This is a genomic window from Brucella sp. HL-2, assembly GCF_025846885.2.
In the GTDB taxonomy this organism is placed as follows: Bacteria; Pseudomonadota; Alphaproteobacteria; order Rhizobiales; family Rhizobiaceae; genus Brucella; species Brucella quorumnocens.
Map to the genome: position 1 here is coordinate 432300 of NZ_JAOYTK010000001.1, position 20450 is coordinate 452749.

Consider the following 20450-nt stretch of genomic DNA (forward strand, 5'->3'; position numbering starts at 1 on the left):
TTGGCTCTCGCCATCGAGAAATCAATCCCGCATTTCTGTTGCCCATGGCGGATTGGCACCAGCACGAGAAACAGTGATGGCCGCAGCGCGAACACCCAATGCCACCGCAGCATGGATCTGGTCTTCGTCGAGATTGGCTATAGCATCCTTCGTCAGTAGTCCCTGACCATGTAGGCTCGCGAGAATACCCGCATTGACAGTATCGCCAGCTCCCACAGTATCCACCACATCTACCTTCACGCCAGGCACGCGAACAGTTGCGTTTGCAGTATAGGCGTCGGCACCATGAGCGCCCTTGGTGATGACGATCAGCGTGGGGCCAAGCTTGAGCCATTCGGCGGCGATCTCGTCATGGCTGCCTTTTTCGCCGAACCAGTCGAGATCTTCATCTGAAAGCTTCACGATATCCGCGAGCGCGATCATGCGCTTCATGCGGGCGAGATGTTTTTCCCGATCGCTGACGAAGCTGGCACGAATGTTCGGGTCAAGGAACATAACACGCTTTGACGCTTCACGTGTCATCAGCGCTTCGTAGACGCTGCCACATGGTTCTGAAATCAGGCTGATGCAGCCAAAAAGCAGCGCATCTATCGCATCGTCTATCAGCGGTATGTCATTTTCTGAAAGCATGCGCAGTGCTGTGTTCTCATCATAAAAAGCGTAGCGTGCCTGTCCATCGACAAGGCGCACAAAGGCCAACGTCGTTGGCCGATCAGAGATCGCCGAATAAGAATAGTCGACATTCGAGCGTGCGAGCGTATCGCGCAGCACTTCGCCGAAGAAATCCGATGAAAGGCCTGAGAAAAAGCCAGTGGGAACACTCAGCCTGCCAAGAGCGATGGCCGTGTTGAACACGGAGCCGCCAGCAAAGGGTACAAAGGCTGTTTCGCCTTCTGCCGTTTCGCGTGGCAACATATCAATCAGGGCTTCACCGCAGCATAGGATCATATGGTCAACTCGGCTGTTAAATCGATTGAAGGTTTAGAATTGACAAGGTAAACACAAAAGCGCGGTGTTTTTCAACGCCGCGCCTTCGAAAATAATTAGACGTGCTGACCACCATTGATATGGATTTCCGAGCCGGTCACATAGGATGAGGCTTCGGAGCAGAGATAATAAATGGTCTCGGCCACTTCGGAGGTCTTTCCAAGGCGCCGCATTGGCAGCTGTTCTACCAGCTTTTCCGTACCGGGTGACAGGATGGCGGTGTCGATTTCGCCGGGCGCAATGGCATTCACTCGGATTCCATGCGGGCCAAAATCGGAAGCCATTTCGCGTGTAAGCGCTGCCAGTGCTGCCTTGGACGTCGCATAAGCAGTACCTGCGAAGGGATGAACGCGACTGCCTGCAATAGAAGTCACGTTGACGACAGAACCCTGTGCTGCTTCCAGCTCCTTGAACAGTCCGCGCGCCAGCATGATCGGGGCCATGAAGTTCACCTGAAAAACATCGCGCCAGACAGCCATGGGAGTTTCAATTGAATTCATGCGACGACCGCCTTCTGCTTTTGGCGAAATGCCAGCATTATTGACGAGCGCATGCAATTTACTGCCGTTGGCTTCCAATCTGCGGCGGATTTCAGCAATGGCTTTGCCGATATCTTCCTGATCGGCCAGATCGACCTTGATGTGGTCTTCGGGGCCTGCGGGCCAAGGGCAGTTTTCGGCGAAGTCCTGACGCGAGCAGGTAATGACGCGCCAACCGGCGCGCGAGAAGCGCTTGACCGTGGCGTGGCCAATACCGCGACTTGCCCCTGTCAGCACAAGGGTCTTACGTTCCGCATCTGCCTTGGGAGTGTCTGACTTGGGAGCATCAGACCGGGACGTATCAGTGTGGGAAACTGTAGACATGAAAACCTCACTCTCAATCCTTGAATAGACTAAGCTGCTCAGGATTTCGAGGGGAATTAGCAACAGGCAATGCGTGGTGCTTCACTTGATCGCGAGGCTAAAGCATGTCGCGCTCAAATGGATTCATTTGAGCTCCCGCGAACATGCGACAATTAAAAGAATCCAGAGCGAGCGCCTTGGGTGCGATTAAGCACGACACGCTCTAGGCCGATCAACGACCGGCCCGACTTTACGAGAGAACACTCCTACTGCGTATTACCCATGATGATGTCGAGCAACGTCGTTGAATCGCGCTGCTGCGGTGGTGGACCGCCAACATTACCCGGAGGCAGTGGTGCGCCATTGTCATTCACCGGATAATTGGCCGGTACGCCGGATTGCTGACCCTGCTGAACCGTATTGCGAGCGGGGGAGTCAGGTGCTGGTGGCCAATAGCCATCATCACCATTGCCTGCCATTGGTTGATCGCCATAGCCGCCTTGCGGAATCATGCCAGGTTCATATGGATTGTTCGGATCGATGCCGTCGCTGCCACCTGGCACGATGTTCTGAATGTCGTAATGGCCCGGAAGTTCTGCGACAGGCACACCCTTATGGGCTTCCTTCATGAAGGTTTTCCAGGCGGCAACAGGAAGCGTGGAGCCAAAGACCCGCTTCATGCCCTTGCCATCATCATTGCCGAACCAGACGCCGGTCGTGAGATTTGCTGTATAGCCGACAAACCACGCATCGCGGAAATTCTGGCTGGTGCCGGTTTTGCCAGCTGCAGGCCAACCAAAAGCTGCACGTTTGGCCGTGCCATCTTCCACTGTACGACGAAGCATCGCATTCATCATGCCAACAGTGCGCTCATCGATCACGCGCGGACCGACACCATCTTCTCTCTGGTAGAGAACCTTGCCTTCAGAATCCGTGATCCGGGTAATGAAATACACTGGCGCACGATACCCACCATTGGCAAACGGCACATAGGCGTCTGCCAATTCAAGCAATGAGACTTCTGAGGTGCCAAGTGCCAGCGAGGCATTGGGTTCGAGCTTAGACTGAACGCCAAGGCGGTGTGCGGTGTCGATTACGGTCTGCGGACCAACTTCCATGACCAGCTGCGCCGAAACGGAATTAAGCGAGTGAGACAGAGCCGTCGCCAGCGTCACTTCACCCATATATTTGCCGTTGTCGTTGCTGGGCGTCCATTTGCCGATCCGCACAGGCGCATCGTTGCGTACGGAATCCGGTGTACGACCCTGTTCTAGCGCTGTCAGATACACAAAAGGCTTGAATGAAGAGGCAGGCTGACGGCGCGCGTCGGTCACGCGGTCGAACTGGCTGGCGGCATAATCATAGCCACCCACCAATGCGCGCACTGCACCCGTACCATCAATGGAAACGAGCGCCCCCTGACTCACATTCATCTTCTTGCCGTTTGTTGAGATCTGATCCTTGATCGCTTCTTCGCCAGCGCGTTGGAGATTAAGATCGACAGTGGTTTCAACCGTGATATCGGTCTTTGTCTCGCCGATAAGCGCCGGAATTTCGGCAACGACCCGGTCGGCAAAATAGTTTTCAGAGCCCTGCCAGTAAGAGGCTGCGCGCGTTGGCGGCTCACTTTCTGCAATCGCCACCTGACGGTCATCGATCATGCCTTCTTCGCGCATGGCACCCAGCACCAGCTTGGCGCGGGCACTTGCTGCCTCTGGATCGCGCGCAGGCGAAAGACGCGAAGGGGCTTTGAGAAGACCGGCAAGAGTCGCCGCTTCCATCAGGTTCACGTCCTTGGCGGATTTCCCGAAATAGCGTCGCGATGCAGCATCGACACCATAGGCACCTGAACCAAGATAAACACGGTTCAGATACATCTCTAATATCTGCTCTTTGGTGTATTTATGCTCAAGCCAGAGGGCGAGCATCACTTCCTGTACCTTACGCTCCAGTGTGCGGTCGGGCGAGAGGAACAAGTTCTTGGCGAGCTGCTGTGTGAGCGTCGAGCCGCCCTGTACAGCGCGGCCCGAGGTCACATTGGTCACAATCGCACGCGCGAGACCAATCGGGTCAATGCCGAAATGTGACATGAAACGGCGGTCTTCGATCGCCATGACGGCTTGCGGAATAAACGGCGACATTTCATGCAAGCCGACTGCTTCGCCGCCAGTTGTGCCGCGATTAGCAATCAAGCCACCCTGGACATCAACAATACGCACATTTGGCGGACGATCCGGGATAGTCCAGTCGGTTGTCGGCGGCATTTTGGCTGCGAAGTAAACGAGCATGCCCGCAAAGGCGATGCCGCCCCAAAGACCCAACACGAGGCACCAGTAGAAGGCGCGGCGAACAAAGCCGAAAAAGCCACCACGCTTTTTGGGCGAGCGGCGCGAACCGCGGGGCTCGCGATCTTTCGTTGGTTTGCTTTTGCGTTGCGGACGGGCCATGCGCTCCTCCTCGTCGACGCGAAACACGTCCTCTTCCTTTTCCTGCGGTTTGCCGAAGGAAGGTTCGATACGTCCGTTTCTGCCGTCTCGCGATGTCATGTCGTTTTAGATCCGCCCACCTGCTGATCGGTTATTGGTTTTGTAACCGCTTAATTCATCAACCCGCATATATCGAGGGCGTTTATCGCCTGAAGGGTAAATGCGGCAGTTTAAAGGGGGGTAAACTTCGCATTCACAAAAAATAACGGTTCTGTCGCGCAAAAGGAAAGGCCCCGCAATGCGGGGCCTTTCCTGAGAACTCATCTGAACAGGTCAGATTAGAACTTGTATGCAACGCCGAGGCGAACTTCGTTGGTCTTGAACTTGTCGCGAACCGAACCGTCGCCAAAGCCGAAGTCGTAGTCCTTGTTACCATAATCGGTGTAACGGTATTCAAGACGTACGATGACGTTGTCAGTTGCTGCATAGTCAATACCTGCGCCAGCGGTCCAGCCGGTGAGGGTCTTGCTCTGCGAAGCTTCGAACGAGCCATCAGCACCAGTCGACGACAATGTGTTCTTTACGCTTCCGAAAGCAACACCACCAGCGATGTATGGAAGGAAGCGATCAACTGCGTAACCTGCACGGGCACGAACCGCACCCGACCAACGCAGCTTGCTTTCAACGCTGTCTGTTCCGTCAAGGAAAGTTTCAGAGTAGCTGTCCTTGAGGTTGTTGTAGGTCACGTCACCGTCGATACCCAGAACAACGCTGTTGCCGAGGTCGAAGTTGTAACCTGCATAGAGACCACCGAGGAAGCCGTCTGGCTTGACATTGATGCCGCCGTCAAAACGCGACTTGCCCCAGCCGTAACCGATCTGGCCACCAAGGTAAGCGCCGTTCCAGGTAAAGGACGGAGCGACGACAACTGGAGCTGGTTCTTCGTAAACTACAGCGTCAGCTGCCTTTGCGCCAGTTGCTGCGAGAAGAGCAACGGTGGATGCGAGAAGAAGAGACTTGAGCTTCATAATAAATCTCCTTTGGAGAACGGGGAATTCTAAATCTGTTGTACCCAATATAAGCGATTGCCGAAAAGAGTCTGTAGCAAGAAGGCCACAGTCGCGTAATTGTCGCAAAAGTTGCGCACAGAATCGTGATTAGCTTGATTAGCTGCTGTTCTTGGTTACCAAACAGTTAAAATCCAGGGTTGTATTCGGTGAGGATGTTTTTGCTATTTGGATTGGGGTATAGGGTGCGGGTCTAAAGCACGGAGAAAATAAAATGGGTGGGGCAACTGGCGCTGCGCAGCGTGTCGACTGGGTCGATATTGCCAAGGGTATCTGCATAATCTTTGTTGTCATGATGCATTCCACGTTGGGCGTGGAAAAGGCCGCCGACTCTGAAGGCTGGATGCATCATGTAGTGGCTTTCGCCAAGCCCTTCCGTATGCCTGACTTTTTCCTGATCTCCGGTCTCTTTCTCAACCTTGTCATCGATAGACCATGGCGGCGCTATCTTGATCGCAAGGTCATTCACTTTCTGTATTTCTACATTTTATGGCTGACGATCCAGTTCGCATTCAAGGCACCAGCTATTGCAAGCGAGGCCGGTATTGCCGGTGTTGTCGAAGCTTATATCATGGCGTTCATTGAGCCATTCGGAACACTCTGGTTCATTTACATTCTGCCGGTCTTTTTCGTTGCGACGCGCCTGTTGAAGCGCGTACCCGTTGGGTTGACTTTCGCATTGCTGGCCATTCTGGAAATTCTGCCAATCCATACCGGTTGGACAATGATCGACGAGTTCTGCTCGCGCTTTGTCTATTTCTTTGCAGGTTATGCTTTCGCACCCTTGATTTTCCGCACCGCCGATTGGCTGCGTCAACGCCCTGTAGTGGGAATATCTGGGCTGCTTATCTGGGGGCTTATCGAATATAAGCTGGTTTTCATGCCAGTACCGGAAAGCCTTGCTTTGCTGATAGCGCCGGCGGGTGACCTTTTAAACGGACGAGGGGCTATAAGCGATCTTCCGATTATTTCGCTTTTGCTGGGGCTTGTCGGTGCATTAGCGATAATTTCGATTTCATCGCTGTTGAGCTTGCTGCCGCATAAAAATGTGCTGCATCGAGGGTTAAGCTGGCTCGGAGCTCATTCGATTGTCGTTTATCTCGCATTCTTCCTGCCGATGGCGATCGCGCGGACAATTCTTCTGAAATTTGGTTTTCTTGATACCGGTACAGTTTCGCTGCTGACAACCGCAAGCGGTGTCATCGGACCGGTCATTCTCTACGGGTTTATTCAATGGGCAGGCTACGGGCAGTTTCTGTTTCGCCGTCCGAAATGGGCCATGATTGACCATACGCACCAAAAGAAAACTGCGGGTCAAGCGCATCCGGAAAAATGTGGAACGGTTTTCGGGCAGGATGCGCGTTAAACAAATAAAATGAGAGAGCGCTCTAGAGCGCCGTGCGCCCTCTTGGGCGCACAAAGGTCGCTCTAATACTTTATATTTACAGCATAATTTTACCTTAAACTGATTCAAGTTTAAGGAATTATGCTGTAACCTGAGCGCTCTCTCATGTCGCCGTTTAAAATGCTAAGAATGAGCGAATATATCTTGATCAGGCCACCCCATCAGATCAAGTTCAGAGCGGGTTGGCAGGAATTTGAAGCAGGCATCAGCCTGTTTCGCACGGCCATCACGCTCTAAACGCTTTTCGAATACTGCTTTCAGGCGATGCAGATAAAGCACGTCTGAGGCTGCATAATCGAGCTGGGCTTGGGAAAGCACTTCCGCTGCCCAATCAGATGATTGCTGTTGTTTGGAAATCGAAACATCGAGAAGCTCGTTGCAGATTTCCTTCAAACCATGACGATCCGTATAGGTACGCGTCAGCTTCGAGGCGATCTTCGTGCAGAAAACCGGTTGTGGCATGGTGCCGAACGTATGTGCAAGTACTGCGAGATCGAAACGTCCATAGTGAAAGATTTTGGTAATCGAACGATCTTTCAAAAGCTTAACCAGATTGGGCGCTTTCTTCTGTCCGGTTTCGATCTGGATCACATCTGCAGTGCCGTCGCCAGGCGAGATCTGAACGACGCAAAGCCTGTCGCGATGCGGGTTCAGGCCCAGTGTTTCGGTGTCGATAGCGACTGCATCAACCTGATAATTATCCAGGTTGGGCAAATCGTGCTTGTGAAAACGGATCGTCATTTAGTCTTCCTTATTTGGCTGCGATAGCGGCCATAATGCGAGCCCAAGAACGCTGGCCCTTATGGAAGGAATTCAGCTCATATTTTTCATTGGGCGAATGGATGCGATCATCTTCAAGGCCGAAGCCGACCAGCAGCGATTCCATACCGAGGAACTTGTCGAAGTCGCCGACAATCGGAATCGACCCACCCATGGCGATCAATACGGCTGGCTTTGGCCATTCGTCGGAAAGCGCATCCTTTGCCTTGGAAACAAGCGGAGAATCATATGGCAGCTGGATCGCCGGCGAACCGCCATGCGGATGGAATTCGACCGAGCAGTCGGCTGGCAGGCGTGCTTCAACGAATGCGCGGAAAGCTTCGCGGATTTTCACCGGGTCTTGCTTGTGAACAAGGCGGAATGAAACCTTGGCGGATGCCTCAGCCGCAATCACGGTCTTGAAGCCTTCGCCAGTATAGCCGCCGATAATGCCGTTGACTTCAGCCGTTGGGCGAGCCCAGGTCAGTTCCAGAACGCTGCGGTCTTTTTCGCCCGAAGGGACTGAGAGGCCAATTGGACCAAGGAAATTTTCAGCCGTGCGGCCAAGGCTTTCCCACGATTGCAAAATCTGCGACGGCGTTTCTTCTACACCTTCATAGAAACCCGGAACCGTAACCCGGCCGGTTTCATCATGCAGGTCGGCAAGGATTTTTGCGAGAATATGGATCGGATTGGCAGCCGCGCCTCCGAAGAAGCCGGAGTGCAGATCGCGGTCAGCAGCCTTGATGACGATTTGTTCGCCGACAAGTCCGCGCAGACCCACACTGATCGCTGGCGTCTCGGCGTCCCACATGGCGGTATCGCAAACAAGCGCCACATCGGCTTTCAGCTCTTGTTTATGGGCATCAAGGAAAGGCTTGAGCGAAGGAGAACCGGATTCTTCTTCGCCCTCAAAAAGCAATGTCACCTTCACTGGCAGATTGCCGTTAACGGCTTTGTAGGCACGGCATGCTTCGACAAAGGTCATGAGCTGCCCCTTGTCATCGGATGTTCCGCGACCGGTCAAGATCTTGCGACCATTGCCAACGTCCTTGATTGCAGGCTCAAATGGATCGTTGTCCCAGAGATTGAGTGGATCAACCGGCTGCACATCATAATGGCCGTAGAACAGCACGTGTGCCGCATCAGCAGTGGCACCGTCATGATGGGCAACAACCATCGGGTGACCCGGCGTGTCGCGCACACTGGCATCAAAGCCAATGGATTTCAGGTCTTCGACCAGCCATTCGGCGGCCTTCCGGCAGTCGGCCTTGTAAGCCGGGTCAGTCGAGATCGACTTGATCCGCAAAAGATCAAAGAGGTGATCGATGCTCTTATCGAGATTGGTGTCGAGATAATTGAGGACTTTATCGAGTGATTGCGCGGACATGGATGCTTCCTGACGAGTCGTAATACTGGTGGCACACTACAACCAGCAACCCGAAGAAGAAACCCAAATTGAACGCAAAACTGAGAGCAGAAAATGAATTGGCCGTTGCGGTGAGGGGGTTACCACAACGGCCATATCACTACACTCAAAAGCGACAGCCCGGAGAGGGGAATGAGGCTGTCGCGACAACCGGTATCCAACGGGGGACGGGTCAGAAAACCGGCGACCGACGTACTGTCGATGGGTGTAATCTGGCCCTCCAACTGTGGCTATTCAAGGGCATTTAAGATTACAAATTCGTAACATAAACGTTACCTTGCCGGATGAAATCCGTTATCAGTGATAACATGAAAACGTGTGAGGGAAGAGGCACTTATGGATAAGATCACAATGCTCAGTAAGAAGGGCTGGGAAAAGACGTCAGGCAAGTGGCACGGTGAGTTTGAAGGAAATGTGTTCGGGGCGGGTGCGTCCGTCATGTTCTATGCAACTGAAGAAGCGGGACGCGGCCCCAGATTGCATCGCCACCCCTATGACGAGATTTTCATTGTGCGTAAAGGCCGGGCCTTATTCACGGTTGGCGAAGAGCAATTCGTAGCCGACGAAGGCAGTGTCGTATTCGGTGCGGCCAATATTCCACACAAATATGTTAATGTGGGCCCAGGCCTTCTCGAGATGATCGATATTCATGTTTCTGGTGAGTTCATACAGGAAGATCTGGAGTAGCTCCCGTCTCTGAAAAGCGCACTCGTGCGATCCAACGGTGGACACTCGTTTCTCCTGACATAAGGCCGGTTTTCTTTGAGCTTTGTTTCCTTTAATTCTAAGCCATGAAAAAAGGTGATCATCTCTTCCTCGTTGACGGCTCGGGCTATATTTTCCGTGCCTATCATGCCCTGCCACCGCTGACGCGTAAGACGGACGGCTTGCCTGTTGGGGCCGTGTCTGGTTTCTGCAACATGCTGTGGAAGCTGTTGAAGGATGCGCGCAGCACCGATGTTGGTGTGGTGCCGACGCATTTTGCGGTCATTTTCGATTACTCGTCGCAGACTTTCCGCAAAGAGATTTTTCCCGAGTATAAGGCAAACCGCACCGCGCCGCCGGAAGATCTCATTCCGCAATTCGGCCTGATCCGTCAGGCAACGCGTGCATTCAATCTGCCTTGCATCGAAAAGGAAGGTTTTGAGGCCGACGACCTGATCGCAACCTATGCCCGTCTGGCTGAAAATGCAGGCGGCGATGTTACAATCATTTCGTCCGATAAAGATCTCATGCAGCTCGTGACGCCACAGGTGTCCATGTATGACAGCATGAAGGACAAGCAGATTTCGATCCCGGAAGTGATTGAAAAATGGGGCGTGCCGCCTGAAAAGATGATCGATCTGCAATCGCTGACTGGCGATAGCACCGATAATGTACCGGGAATTCCAGGCATTGGCCCGAAGACCGCTGCGCAATTGCTGGAAGAGTTTGGCGATCTTGATACGCTGCTCGCACGCGCTTCTGAGATCAAGCAGAACAAACGTCGTGAAAATATCATCGCTTTTGCTGACCAGACAAAAATCGCGCGGGAGCTCGTAACGCTTAAAACAGACGTGCCGCTCGAAGTTGATCTCGACGGTCTGGTGCTTGAGCCACAGAATGGTCCAAAGCTCATTGGCTTTTTGAAAGCGCTGGATTTCACAACGCTGACCCGTCGCGTGGCCGAAGCAACCGACACTGATGCGTCGGCGGTAGAGCCATGTCATATCGAAACGGAATGGGGTGCAGATGCACACGGTCCCGATGTCGATGTGCCAGCAAAATCAGCGGCCGCTTCGTCCGAAGTTTCTGTTGCCTCCGAAGTGTCTGACGTCAGTGGCTACACGCCGAAAGCATTAGCGGAAAGCCGTGCTGCAACGGCACTTGCGCAGAAAATCGACACCACGGCCTATACCTGCATTCGCGATCTTCCGACGCTGAACAAGTGGCTCGCGGAAGCTGTTGAGACCGGTCTTGTTGCCTTCGATACAGAAACCAATTCGCTTGATCCGATGCAGGCAGAATTGATCGGTTTCTCGCTGGCACTTGCACCGGGCAAGGCAGCTTATATTCCGCTCCAGCACAAATCCGGCATGGGTGATCTTCTCGGCGGAGGCATGGTCGAGGGGCAGATTCCACTTGGGGCGGCGCTCGACGCCTTGAAGACCGTTCTTGAGGACAAATCTGTTCTCAAGATTGCACAAAACATGAAATATGACTGGCTCGTCATGCGCCGTCACGGCATCAACACCGTGTCCTTCGATGACACGATGCTGATTTCCTATGTGCTTGATGCAGGCACCGGCGGACACGGCATGGACCCGCTTTCCGAACGCTGGCTTGGCCATACACCAATCGCCTATAAGGATGTAGCGGGCAGCGGCAAAAGCTCTGTAACCTTTGATATGGTCGATATCGATCGCGCAACGGCTTACGCAGCTGAAGATGCAGACGTAACGCTGCGCCTCTGGCAGGTGCTGAAACCACGTCTGGCCGCAGAAGGATTGGCGTCGGTTTATGAGCGTCTTGAACGTCCGCTGGTCGATGTGCTGGCACGGATGGAAGAACGCGGTATTTCTGTTGACCGACAGGTTCTTTCGCGCCTTTCGGGCGATCTCGCACAGTCAGCGGCCGCCTATGAAGATGAAATCTATGAATTGGCTGGGGAAAAATTCAACATCGGCTCGCCCAAGCAGCTTGGCGATATTCTGTTTGGCAAAATGGGTCTGCCGGGCGCGTCCAAGACCAAAACTGGACAATGGTCGACCTCTGCACAGGTGCTGGAAGATCTTGCCGCTGAAGGCCTACCTCTGCCGCGTAAGATTGTTGACTGGCGTCAGCTGACCAAGCTTAAATCCACTTATACGGATGCGCTGCCGGGCTTTATTCACCCGCAGACCAAGCGCGTTCACACCTCTTATGCGATGGCATCGACCTCGACAGGGCGTTTGTCTTCATCTGAACCAAACTTGCAGAATATTCCGGTTCGTACAGCCGAAGGCCGCAAGATCAGGACGGCATTCATTGCTGAACCCGGCAACAAGCTGATTTCTGCCGATTACAGCCAGATCGAATTACGCGTACTGGCTCATGTCGCCGATATTCCGCAGTTGAAACAGGCTTTTGCTGATGGCATCGACATTCATGCCATGACAGCATCAGAAATGTTTGGTGTGCCGGTCGAAGGTATGCCTTCGGAAGTGCGTCGCCGCGCCAAAGCGATCAACTTCGGTATTATCTACGGCATTTCGGCCTTTGGCCTTGCCAACCAGCTTTCCATTCCGCGTGAAGAAGCTGGCCAATATATCCGAACCTATTTCGAGCGTTTCCCCGGTATCAAGGACTATATGGAAGCGACCAAGGCGTTTGCGCGCGAACATGGCTATGTCGAAACGATTTTCGGGCGTCGGGCGCACTACCCGGATATTCGTGCTTCCAACCCGCAAGTGAGGGCGTTCAACGAACGTGCGGCAATCAATGCGCCTATTCAGGGTTCCGCAGCCGATGTCATTCGCCGTGCCATGATTCGCATGGAGAAGACGCTGGACGAAGAAAAGCTTGCAGCACGTATGTTATTGCAAGTGCACGATGAATTGATCTTCGAAGTGCCTGAAAGCGAGGTCGAGAAGACAATCCCTGTCGTTCGTCATGTGATGGAGAACGCTGCCATGCCTGCAGTGCCGCTTTCTGTGCCGTTACAGGTCGATGCGCGTGCAGCGCATAACTGGGATGAGGCGCATTGAGGGCTCAACCGGTTGACCTGAGAGGTTTGACACTATAGGTAAGCGGCAATTCTGTTGCTTCGGTAGTCGTCAGTGGGTTTGTGGCCAAAGGGTTTGCGGCCAAGGGTGTCGACTTGTGAAGCTTTTTTGAAAGTTAATCATGTCTCTGCCTGAATCCATTGCTCCGGCTCTCTCCGGAGCATTAGCCGCTCGTGGCTACAACACTCTCACCGCTGTTCAGAACGCTGTTCTTGCACCGGAAACGCTTCACGCCGATCTGCTCGTTTCAGCACAGACCGGCTCCGGTAAGACCGTTGCTTTCGGTCTTGCCATGGCTTCCACAATCCTTGGTGATGAACTGCGCTTCGGTAATCCTGGTGCGCCACTTGCCATGATCATCGCACCAACGCGCGAGCTGGCTCTGCAGGTTCAGCGCGAACTGGAATGGCTCTATGCTGATACTGGTGCACGTATTGCTTCGTGTGTTGGTGGCATGGATATCCGTTCTGAGCGCCGTGTGCTTGAACGCGGCTCGCATATCGTTGTCGGAACGCCTGGTCGTCTGCGTGATCATATCACCCGTAATGCGCTCGATATGTCTGAACTGCGCGTCGTCGTGCTCGATGAAGCTGACGAAATGCTCGATATGGGCTTCCGTGAAGACCTCGAATTCATTCTCGGCGAAGCACCTGCTGACCGCCGCACATTGATGTTCTCGGCAACCGTACCGAAGCCGATTGCACAGCTTGCCAAGCGCTTCCAGAAAGATGCACTGCGTATTTCTGCTGCGGGCGAAGCCGGTCAGCACGCCGATATTGATTATTTCGCGATGCCTGTTCCGCCGCAGGAGCGTGATCACGCGATCATCAATACGCTGCTTTATTATGATGCACAGAACTCGATCATTTTCTGCTCGACCCGTGAAGCTGTGAAGCACATGGCGAGTCGCCTTTCCAACCGCGGCTTTGCAGTTGTGGCCCTTTCGGGCGAACTGAGCCAGGCTGAACGTAACAACGCGCTGCAATCGATGCGTGATGGCCGTGCCCGCGTTTGTGTGGCAACCGACGTTGCTGCCCGCGGTATCGATCTACCTAATCTTGATCTCGTGATCCACGCAGATCTGCCAAACAATGCTGAAACCATGCTGCACCGTTCAGGCCGTACCGGTCGTGCGGGCCGTAAGGGCACCTGTGTTCTGGTTGTTCCATTCTCGCGCCGCCGCATTGCAGAGCGTCTTCTGCATATGGCAAAGCTTGATGCGCAGACTGTTCCAGCACCGGGCATCGCTGCGGTTCAAGCAAAGAACAACGAACGCATTCTCAATGGCGAGGCTTTCAATCAGCCGGTTGAAGAAGAGCATCAGGAACTCTTGAAAGCACTGACCGAGCGTTACACGCCGGAACAGATCGCCAGCGCGTTCCTCAATCGCGAACTTGCTGCGTTGCCTGCAGCCGAAGAAGTTTCTGACGCTCCGGTTCATCCGGTTGGCGGAAAGAAGCCTCGTGAACGTTCAGAACGTGGTGATCGTCCAGAACGTGGCGAACGCTTTGATCGCGGTGATCGTGCAGAGCAAGGCGAACGCTTCGACCGCAATGCGCGTTTCGATGGCGTCTGGTTCTCGGTTTCCGCCGGACGTAAGCACCGCGCCGATCCTAAGTGGCTTCTGCCTTTGATCTGTAAGGCCGGTGACGTTTCCAAGCGCGAAGTCGGTTCGATCAAGATTTTCGACAACGAAACGCGTTTTGAAATTGTTGCTTCCAAGGCTGATGAGTTCCGTCGTTCGGTTGAAGAACGCGGTACCGGTGAAAAGGGCCTCGTGATCCGTCCGGCCGTTGCAGGCGCTGGCGGCGACGCTGCTCCGCGCGAAGGCAAGCGTGATTTCAAGCCACGCAGCGACAAGCCAAGAAGCGATTTCCGCGACGGTCCGCGCGACAATAATCGCGACAATGCGAAGAACAGCTGGGCCAAGCCTAAAGGCGACTTCAAGAAAGATGGTTTCAAGAAGGACGGAAAAAGCGGCTATCCGAAGAAGAACCGCGGAGAGTAATTTCCGATCATAAAAAAAGCCCGCCAATCGGCGGGCTTTTTGTTGTCATCGGTTTTTGTCTTGTCTTGAATAAAAAGCCCCCGAAAGCTTTGATGTCTTTCGGGGGCTGTTTTTATACGTCCAGATTGGCAACGCTGAGCGCGTTTTCCTGAATAAACTCGCGGCGTGGCTCGACTTCATCACCCATTAGGCGCGAGAAGAGCGAGTCGGCATCGGTTGCGTCGTTTACCCGGACCTGCAGTAGCGAACGCACGTTCGGATCGAGCGTGGTTTCCCAAAGCTGATCGGCGTTCATTTCGCCCAAGCCTTTGTAACGCTGTAGCGTGAGACCTTTGCGGCCCGTTGCGAAAATCGCATCAAGCAGAGCCATCGCGCCGGAAAGCGTTTCAACCTTGTCTTTGCGACGAAGTACAGGCGGCTCGGCAAAGACTTCCGACATGCGTGACGCCACACGGTCGATCTGGCGTGCATCGGCAGAACCGAGCAGTGCCATATCGAGAATTGCGACATCCTTGACGCCACGAACTACGCGCTCAAAACGATAGCCGCCATCTTCAGTCACATGTGCAGTCCAGCCACGCTCTGTTTCTTCCGAGATCATGTCGAGACGCTGTGCAACAATGCCCGCAGAGGTTTGTGCAGTAGCGTCGTTTGCCGTTGAATTGGGGTTGAGAAGTCCGGCAATCGCTGCCTGTTCAACGACACTCCGGTCATAGCGCGTGTGCAGACCGGAGAGCAGCTGACGCAGCGTGCGTGCATCATCGACGACGGAACGAAGGTCTGGTCCGGCGCGCACTTCACCGCTTGCCATTTCAAGGGTTGCTTCTTCGAGGCCAGTTTCAATGAGGAAGTCCTCAAAGGCTGCTTCGTTCTTGATATATTGCGAGGACTTGCCGCGAGACACCTTATAGAGCGGAGGCTGCGCGATGTAGATATGACCGCGCTCGATGAGTTCCGGCATCTGGCGGAAGAAGAAGGTCAACAGCAGCGTACGAATATGCGCACCGTCGACGTCAGCATCCGTCATGATGATAATCTTGTGGTAGCGCAGCTTATCCGGGTTGAAGCCGTGAGTTTCATCTTTGCCGATGGAAGTGCCGAGCGCTGTAATCAAGGTGCCGACCTGATCCGATGAGATCATCCGGTCAAAACGGACGCGCTCCACATTGAGGATCTTGCCGCGCAGCGGCAGAATCGCCTGGTTCTGGCGCGAGCGACCGCTCTTCGCGGAACCACCTGCGGAATCACCCTCGACGATGAAGATTTCCGACTTAGCAGGATCGCGTTCCTGACAATCGGCAAGCTTGCCGGGCAGGGACGTCACACTCAGATTGCTCTTGCGGGTGATGTCGCGCGCCTTGCGGGCTGCTTCACGCGCTGCTGCTGCCTGAATGACCTTTTCGACGATGGTCTTGCCACCCGCCGGATGTTCTTCGAGCCATGTCGAAAGCGCTTCGTTGACGAGGCTCTCCACAATCGGACGCACTTCCGAGGAAACCAGCTTGTCCTTGGTCTGCGACGAGAATTTAGGGTCAGGAACCTTGACGGAAAGAACAGCGGTCAGACCTTCGCGGCAATCATCGCCGGTGAGCTGCACCTTTTCCTTCTTGGTCATGCCGGAAGCATCCGCATAGCCTGTTACCTGACGGGTGAGGGCACCACGGAAACCAGCCAAATGGGTGCCGCCATCGCGCTGCGGAATGTTGTTGGTGAAGCAAAGCACCTTTTCGTGGTAGGAATCATTCCACCACATGGCGACTTCAACGGTCATTCCGTCTTTTTCGCTCTTGATATAGATCGGCGTTTCCAGAAGCGACTTTTTGCTCTGGTCGATATATTTCACGAACTCGATGACGCCACCGTCATAGTGGAGTTCCTGTTCGCGAATATCGGCATGACGGCGATCAGCAAGCTTGATACGGACGCCGGAATTTAGAAACGCCAGTTCACGCAGACGGCGTTCCAGCGTGTCGTAATCAAACTCGATCATCGTGAATGTATCGGGCGACGGCAAAAAGCTGACTTCGGTCCCAGTGTCGCTGCCAGCGTCACCAGTGACGATCAGCGGGGAATCCGCGACGCCATGCGTGAAGCTCATTTCGTGGATTTTGCCTGCGCGGCGAATTTTCAGCTTCAGCCAGATCGACAACGCGTTCACAACTGAAACACCCACGCCGTGCAGACCACCCGAAACCTTATAGGAGTTCTGGTCGAATTTACCGCCGGCATGGAGCTGTGTCATGATGACCTCAGCCGCCGAGACGCCTTCTTCCTTGTGGATGTCGGTCGGGATGCCGCGACCGTTATCGGTCACGGTGCAGGAGCCGTCGGCGTTAAGCGTAACGGTGACAAGCGTTGCATGTCCGGCAAGCGCTTCATCAATGGCGTTGTCCACCACTTCGTAGACCATGTGATGCAGGCCGGAGCCGTCATCCGTGTCGCCGATATACATGCCAGGGCGCTTACGAACAGCGTCCAGACCTTTCAGCACACGAATGGAATCCGCGCCATATTCGGCGGGGGCTTCGGAATTCATCTCTGGAGTCTCGCTCATGAAAATCTTTCGAAAATGCGCCGCGGATGCGGCCTTAAAGCCTGCTGCAACTGCAGCATCAAAAACACTGTCGAATCACACGACAAACATGGTTTTAATATAGGCGTTAAAGGCGATTTTTCCAAATTTGGGGGCCAAATTTGCCGGGGATTCAGCTCATTTGGCTAGCTATACAGAATTGGGTTGGCGTGGGGTGTCTGGAACCGCCACAATTGGAGCTTATATTCTCTCAACGGGGGCGTTCTTGACCCGATTTTATAAACCCTGATTTTTTTAAAAAGGAACGCTTGATGGAAATTGCAGCCAAGATGACCGACACAGCAAATCCCTTTGTTCCGCCTGCACCGCGTCCGCGTGAAAAGCCGGTAGGCCGTTTCGAGATGATGCGCGTGGTTTATAAAAACCCGCTCGAATTATGGGGTGAGCCCTCATACAACGAGCCTTGGGTGTCGGTGAGCTGGCTTGGTATAAAAACCATCATCGCCAATGATCCCGGACTAATCCGCCATGTGCTGGTTGATAACGCCGCCAATTACCCCATGTCCGCCATTCGCCAGCGCGTTCTACGCCCAATCCTGCGCGATGGTCTTCTAACGGCAGAGGGGCAGGCCTGGAAGCGCTCGCGCAAGGCGATGGCACCGGTTTTCACACCGCGCCATATTGGCGGTTTTGCCGAGACCATGCGGGAGCGCTCAAAGCATTTTGTCGAGCGTTACAAGACAAGTGGCACGATAACCGATGTCGCCCACGACATGACGCTTTTGACCTATGATATTCTGGCAGAAACCCTGTTTTCCGGCGAGATCGCTGGCGATCCTAATGATTTCGCCCGCCAGATCGACAAGCTGTTTGAAACCATGGGCCGCGTTGATCCCTTTGATCTGCTTGGCCTGCCGGACTGGCTTCCACGTTTCACGCGTCTGCGCGGCCAGCAATCGCTTGGCTTTTTCCGTGAACTGGTTTCCGGCACAATTGCTATGCGTAAAGAGCGCATGGACAAGGGCGAGGACGTTCCAAATGATTTCCTGACGCTGCTTTTGCGCGCTGAAGGACCGGACGGACTGAACCGCTCCGAGATTGAAGATAACATCATCACCTTCATTGGTGCCGGGCACGAGACCACCGCCCGTGCGCTTGGCTGGACGCTTTATCTGCTTGCGAAGGCACAGCAGGAACGTGCACGCGTGGAAGCCGAAATAGACGCTTTCTTTGCGGATGGTGGCGATGATCTGCCGCCGCAGGAATGGCTGGCAAAACTGCCCTATACGCGCGCAGCGTTTGAAGAAGCGATGCGGCTCTATCCGCCCGCGCCGTCGATCAATCGTGAGGCGGCAGTCGATGACAGCTATGGCGATCTGAAAATTGCCAAAGGTACGGCTGTTTTGGTGATGCCGTGGGTGATCCATCGCCACAGGCTTTACTGGCAGGAGCCGGACGCTTTCAAGCCGTCACGCTTCTGGCCGGAAAACCGTGATCAGATCGACCGTTTCCAATATCTGCCGTTCGGCGCAGGCCCGCGCGTCTGCATCGGTGCAAGTTTCGCGCTTCAGGAAGCGGTTATTGCGCTTGCCATCTTGCTACGCGAACACCGCTTCGACGTGCTTGAAACGACGAAACCTTGGCCGGTTCAGAAGTTGACCACCCAGCCACAGGGTGGTTTACCGATGAAGGTGGTGAAGCGTTAAAGCATTTCCAGCAAAAGTGGGAACCGGTATTGCGTTCGGATATGCGTAAAAACAAATAGTTACAGGGATTCCAACGGTTCACTGTTAACTGGAACCGCTGTAAGTCGAGGCGGTGTTGGTCGCAACCCGGGCAAGGTGCTGATACTCAGCATCCGCAAGATTGAGAAGGTTCGCGAGTTCTTCGGGGCTGAACCATTTTATTTGCGAATGTTCATCGCAGACATTACGGGGTTCGCCACCGTCCCATGCCGTGACTTGATAAATCTGGCAGATGGAATCGCCGTATAAATCAGGTCTTTTCTCATCGACTGCACCGATCCAGCGGAACTGCGTTGGGCGAATACCGATTTCCTCACCCATTTCGCGAATGAGCGCCTCTTCCAGAGTTTCGCCGGGTTCGACATGACCACCGGGCGTGTCCCAATGTTCGGGCCATGCCTTTTTCCAAGGGGAGCGTAACCCCATCAGTACTTTTCCTTCGTCATTCACGACGAAGGCGCCGACTGTGACGACTTTTTTCTCCACGATGGCACTCCTGTTCTGACGAGGCGTTTGTAAACTAACTCACAGCGGTTCCAGTTAATATTGAACCGTCGGAACCGCTGTAACTATTTGTTTTTAAGCATTTCCGAACGCAAAACCGATTCCCACTTTTGCTGGAAATGCTTTAAGCGCCAGTTCACAAACGCACATTGCCAATTCTTATCTGCCAAGATGTTCTGCATGCCACTTGAGATGGTCATCCATGAAGGTCGAGATGAAGAAATAGGAATGGTCATAGCCTTCGTGCATGTTGAGCTTGAGCGGGATGCCAGCTTTCTTGCAGGCTTCTTCCAGCAACCACGGACGCAGGCCGTCATTGAGGAAGCCGTCTGCTGTGCCTTGATCGACAAGAAATTCCGGAAAGCGATAGCCATCTTCAATCAGCAGCGTTGCGTCATAGGCACGCCATGCGCGCTCTTCTGCCCCTAAATATTTTTCCAATGCAGGCTTCGACCATCCCGCCGTTGACGGCTGGACAATCGGCGCGAAAGCCGATGCCGACTTGAAACGGTCGGGGTTTTTTAAAGCAATTGTTAGCGCGCCATGTCCGCCCATCGAATGGCCGGTGATTGCCTGTCGCGACATATCGAGCGGAAACTCACTTGCCACCAGTTCGGTCAGTTCCTTGGTGATGTAGCTATACATCTGATAGTTCTTGGCAAACGGCTCTTGCGTGGCATCGACGTAGAAGCCAGCGCCTTTGCCAAATTGCCAGTTATCCGGCTCGTCGGGGACATTGTCACCGCGCGGACTTGTATCAGGGCAAATAACGGCAATTCCAAGTTCTGAGGCCATTTGGCGATATTCGCCCTTATCCATCACGTTTTGATGCGTACAGGTAAGGCCAGAAAGATACCACAGCACCGGAACCGCACCATCCTTTGCCTGTGGCGGCAGGAAGACGGCAAAGGTCATGTCGCATTGATTGGTCTCGCTCTTATGGCGATACACGCCCTGCGCGCCACCAAAGCTCTTTGCGGTGGAGATCGTTTCCATGAATAA

The 20450-nt window shown here is 53.9% G+C and carries 14 protein-coding genes; 5 read left to right on the forward strand and 9 right to left on the reverse strand.

Going from position 1 to position 20450, the window contains the following annotated elements:
- Positions 1 to 21: 21 nt before the first annotated feature.
- The 4 genes from OIV19_RS02065 to OIV19_RS02080 form a co-directional block, all read right to left on the reverse strand.
- Entirely contained in the window at positions 22 to 948 is a 927-nt protein-coding gene (locus tag OIV19_RS02065; protein WP_264230529.1) for a carbohydrate kinase family protein, read from the reverse strand.
- A gap of 95 nt (positions 949 to 1043) precedes the next feature.
- Entirely contained in the window at positions 1044 to 1850 is an 807-nt protein-coding gene (locus OIV19_RS02070) for an SDR family NAD(P)-dependent oxidoreductase (protein WP_095445877.1), read from the reverse strand.
- Positions 1851 to 2095: 245 nt separating this feature from the next.
- Positions 2096 to 4375, reverse strand: coding sequence for a transglycosylase domain-containing protein (locus OIV19_RS02075; protein ID WP_095445878.1), 2280 nt, complete (start codon positions 4373 to 4375; stop codon positions 2096 to 2098).
- 218 nt (positions 4376 to 4593) lie between these two features.
- A complete protein-coding gene (locus OIV19_RS02080; RefSeq protein ID WP_095445879.1) occupies positions 4594 to 5283 on the reverse strand; it encodes an outer membrane protein in 690 nt (229 codons plus the stop codon).
- Between the two features lie 253 nt (positions 5284 to 5536).
- Between OIV19_RS02080 and OIV19_RS02085 the strand changes: the two genes are divergently transcribed.
- Positions 5537 to 6688: an acyltransferase family protein gene (locus OIV19_RS02085; RefSeq protein WP_264230530.1), complete on the forward strand. Its 1152-nt coding sequence runs from the start codon at positions 5537 to 5539 to the stop codon at positions 6686 to 6688.
- A gap of 162 nt (positions 6689 to 6850) precedes the next feature.
- Here the strand turns inward: OIV19_RS02085 and OIV19_RS02090 are convergent, their stop codons facing one another.
- Both OIV19_RS02090 and OIV19_RS02095 read right to left on the reverse strand, forming a co-directional pair.
- Entirely contained in the window at positions 6851 to 7468 is a 618-nt protein-coding gene (locus OIV19_RS02090) for a ribonuclease D (RefSeq protein WP_264230531.1), read from the reverse strand.
- A 10-nt stretch (positions 7469 to 7478) separates the two neighbouring features.
- Positions 7479 to 8876 (reverse strand): dipeptidase, encoded by a 1398-nt coding sequence (locus OIV19_RS02095; protein WP_264230532.1) that lies wholly within the window; start codon positions 8874 to 8876, stop codon positions 7479 to 7481.
- A gap of 375 nt (positions 8877 to 9251) precedes the next feature.
- On the opposite strand from OIV19_RS02095, the gene OIV19_RS02100 reads away from it, so the two are divergent.
- From OIV19_RS02100 to OIV19_RS02110, 3 genes are all read left to right on the forward strand, one after another.
- Positions 9252 to 9602, forward strand: a complete 351-nt coding sequence (locus tag OIV19_RS02100; RefSeq protein ID WP_151094789.1) for a cupin domain-containing protein — start codon at positions 9252 to 9254, stop codon at positions 9600 to 9602.
- A 104-nt stretch (positions 9603 to 9706) separates the two neighbouring features.
- Entirely contained in the window at positions 9707 to 12640 is a 2934-nt protein-coding gene (gene polA, locus OIV19_RS02105) for a DNA polymerase I (protein WP_191793700.1), read from the forward strand.
- A gap of 139 nt (positions 12641 to 12779) precedes the next feature.
- Positions 12780 to 14666: a DEAD/DEAH box helicase gene (locus OIV19_RS02110; protein ID WP_151094785.1), complete on the forward strand. Its 1887-nt coding sequence runs from the start codon at positions 12780 to 12782 to the stop codon at positions 14664 to 14666.
- Positions 14667 to 14778: 112 nt separating this feature from the next.
- On the opposite strand, the gene gyrB is transcribed toward OIV19_RS02110, so the two are convergent.
- Positions 14779 to 17220: a DNA topoisomerase (ATP-hydrolyzing) subunit B gene (gene gyrB / locus OIV19_RS02115; RefSeq protein ID WP_095445886.1), complete on the reverse strand. Its 2442-nt coding sequence runs from the start codon at positions 17218 to 17220 to the stop codon at positions 14779 to 14781.
- Positions 17221 to 17510: 290 nt separating this feature from the next.
- Here gyrB and OIV19_RS02120 point away from each other — a divergent pair, with 290 nt between their 5' ends.
- Complete coding sequence (locus OIV19_RS02120) at positions 17511 to 18905, forward strand: cytochrome P450 (RefSeq protein WP_264230533.1); 1395 nt, start codon at positions 17511 to 17513, stop codon at positions 18903 to 18905.
- Positions 18906 to 18989: 84 nt separating this feature from the next.
- Here the strand turns inward: OIV19_RS02120 and OIV19_RS02125 are convergent, their stop codons facing one another.
- On the reverse strand, positions 18990 to 19430 hold the full coding sequence (locus OIV19_RS02125) for an NUDIX hydrolase (protein WP_264230534.1): 441 nt from the start codon (positions 19428 to 19430) through the stop codon (positions 18990 to 18992).
- 177 nt (positions 19431 to 19607) lie between these two features.
- Positions 19608 to 20444, reverse strand: coding sequence for an S-formylglutathione hydrolase (gene fghA, locus OIV19_RS02130; RefSeq protein WP_151094779.1), 837 nt, complete (start codon positions 20442 to 20444; stop codon positions 19608 to 19610).
- Positions 20445 to 20450: the final 6 nt, after the last annotated feature.

Excerpts from the sequence above, each read along its gene's own strand:
- OIV19_RS02065 (WP_264230529.1), bottom strand. The coding sequence starts at position 948 with ATGATCCTATGCTGCGGTGAAGCCCTGATTGATATGTTGCCACGCGAA.
- OIV19_RS02070 (WP_095445877.1), bottom strand. The coding sequence starts at position 1,850 with ATGTCTACAGTTTCCCACACTGATACGTCCCGGTCTGATGCTCCCAAG.
- OIV19_RS02075 (WP_095445878.1), bottom strand. The coding sequence starts at position 4,375 with ATGACATCGCGAGACGGCAGAAACGGACGTATCGAACCTTCCTTCGGC.
- OIV19_RS02080 (WP_095445879.1), bottom strand. The coding sequence starts at position 5,283 with ATGAAGCTCAAGTCTCTTCTTCTCGCATCCACCGTTGCTCTTCTCGCA.
- OIV19_RS02085 (WP_264230530.1), top strand. The coding sequence starts at position 5,537 with ATGGGTGGGGCAACTGGCGCTGCGCAGCGTGTCGACTGGGTCGATATT.
- OIV19_RS02090 (WP_264230531.1), bottom strand. The coding sequence starts at position 7,468 with ATGACGATCCGTTTTCACAAGCACGATTTGCCCAACCTGGATAATTAT.
- OIV19_RS02095 (WP_264230532.1), bottom strand. The coding sequence starts at position 8,876 with ATGTCCGCGCAATCACTCGATAAAGTCCTCAATTATCTCGACACCAAT.
- OIV19_RS02100 (WP_151094789.1), top strand. The coding sequence starts at position 9,252 with ATGGATAAGATCACAATGCTCAGTAAGAAGGGCTGGGAAAAGACGTCA.
- polA (WP_191793700.1), top strand. The coding sequence starts at position 9,707 with ATGAAAAAAGGTGATCATCTCTTCCTCGTTGACGGCTCGGGCTATATT.
- OIV19_RS02110 (WP_151094785.1), top strand. The coding sequence starts at position 12,780 with ATGTCTCTGCCTGAATCCATTGCTCCGGCTCTCTCCGGAGCATTAGCC.
- gyrB (WP_095445886.1), bottom strand. The coding sequence starts at position 17,220 with ATGAGCGAGACTCCAGAGATGAATTCCGAAGCCCCCGCCGAATATGGC.
- OIV19_RS02120 (WP_264230533.1), top strand. The coding sequence starts at position 17,511 with ATGGAAATTGCAGCCAAGATGACCGACACAGCAAATCCCTTTGTTCCG.
- fghA (WP_151094779.1), bottom strand. The coding sequence starts at position 20,444 with ATGGAAACGATCTCCACCGCAAAGAGCTTTGGTGGCGCGCAGGGCGTG.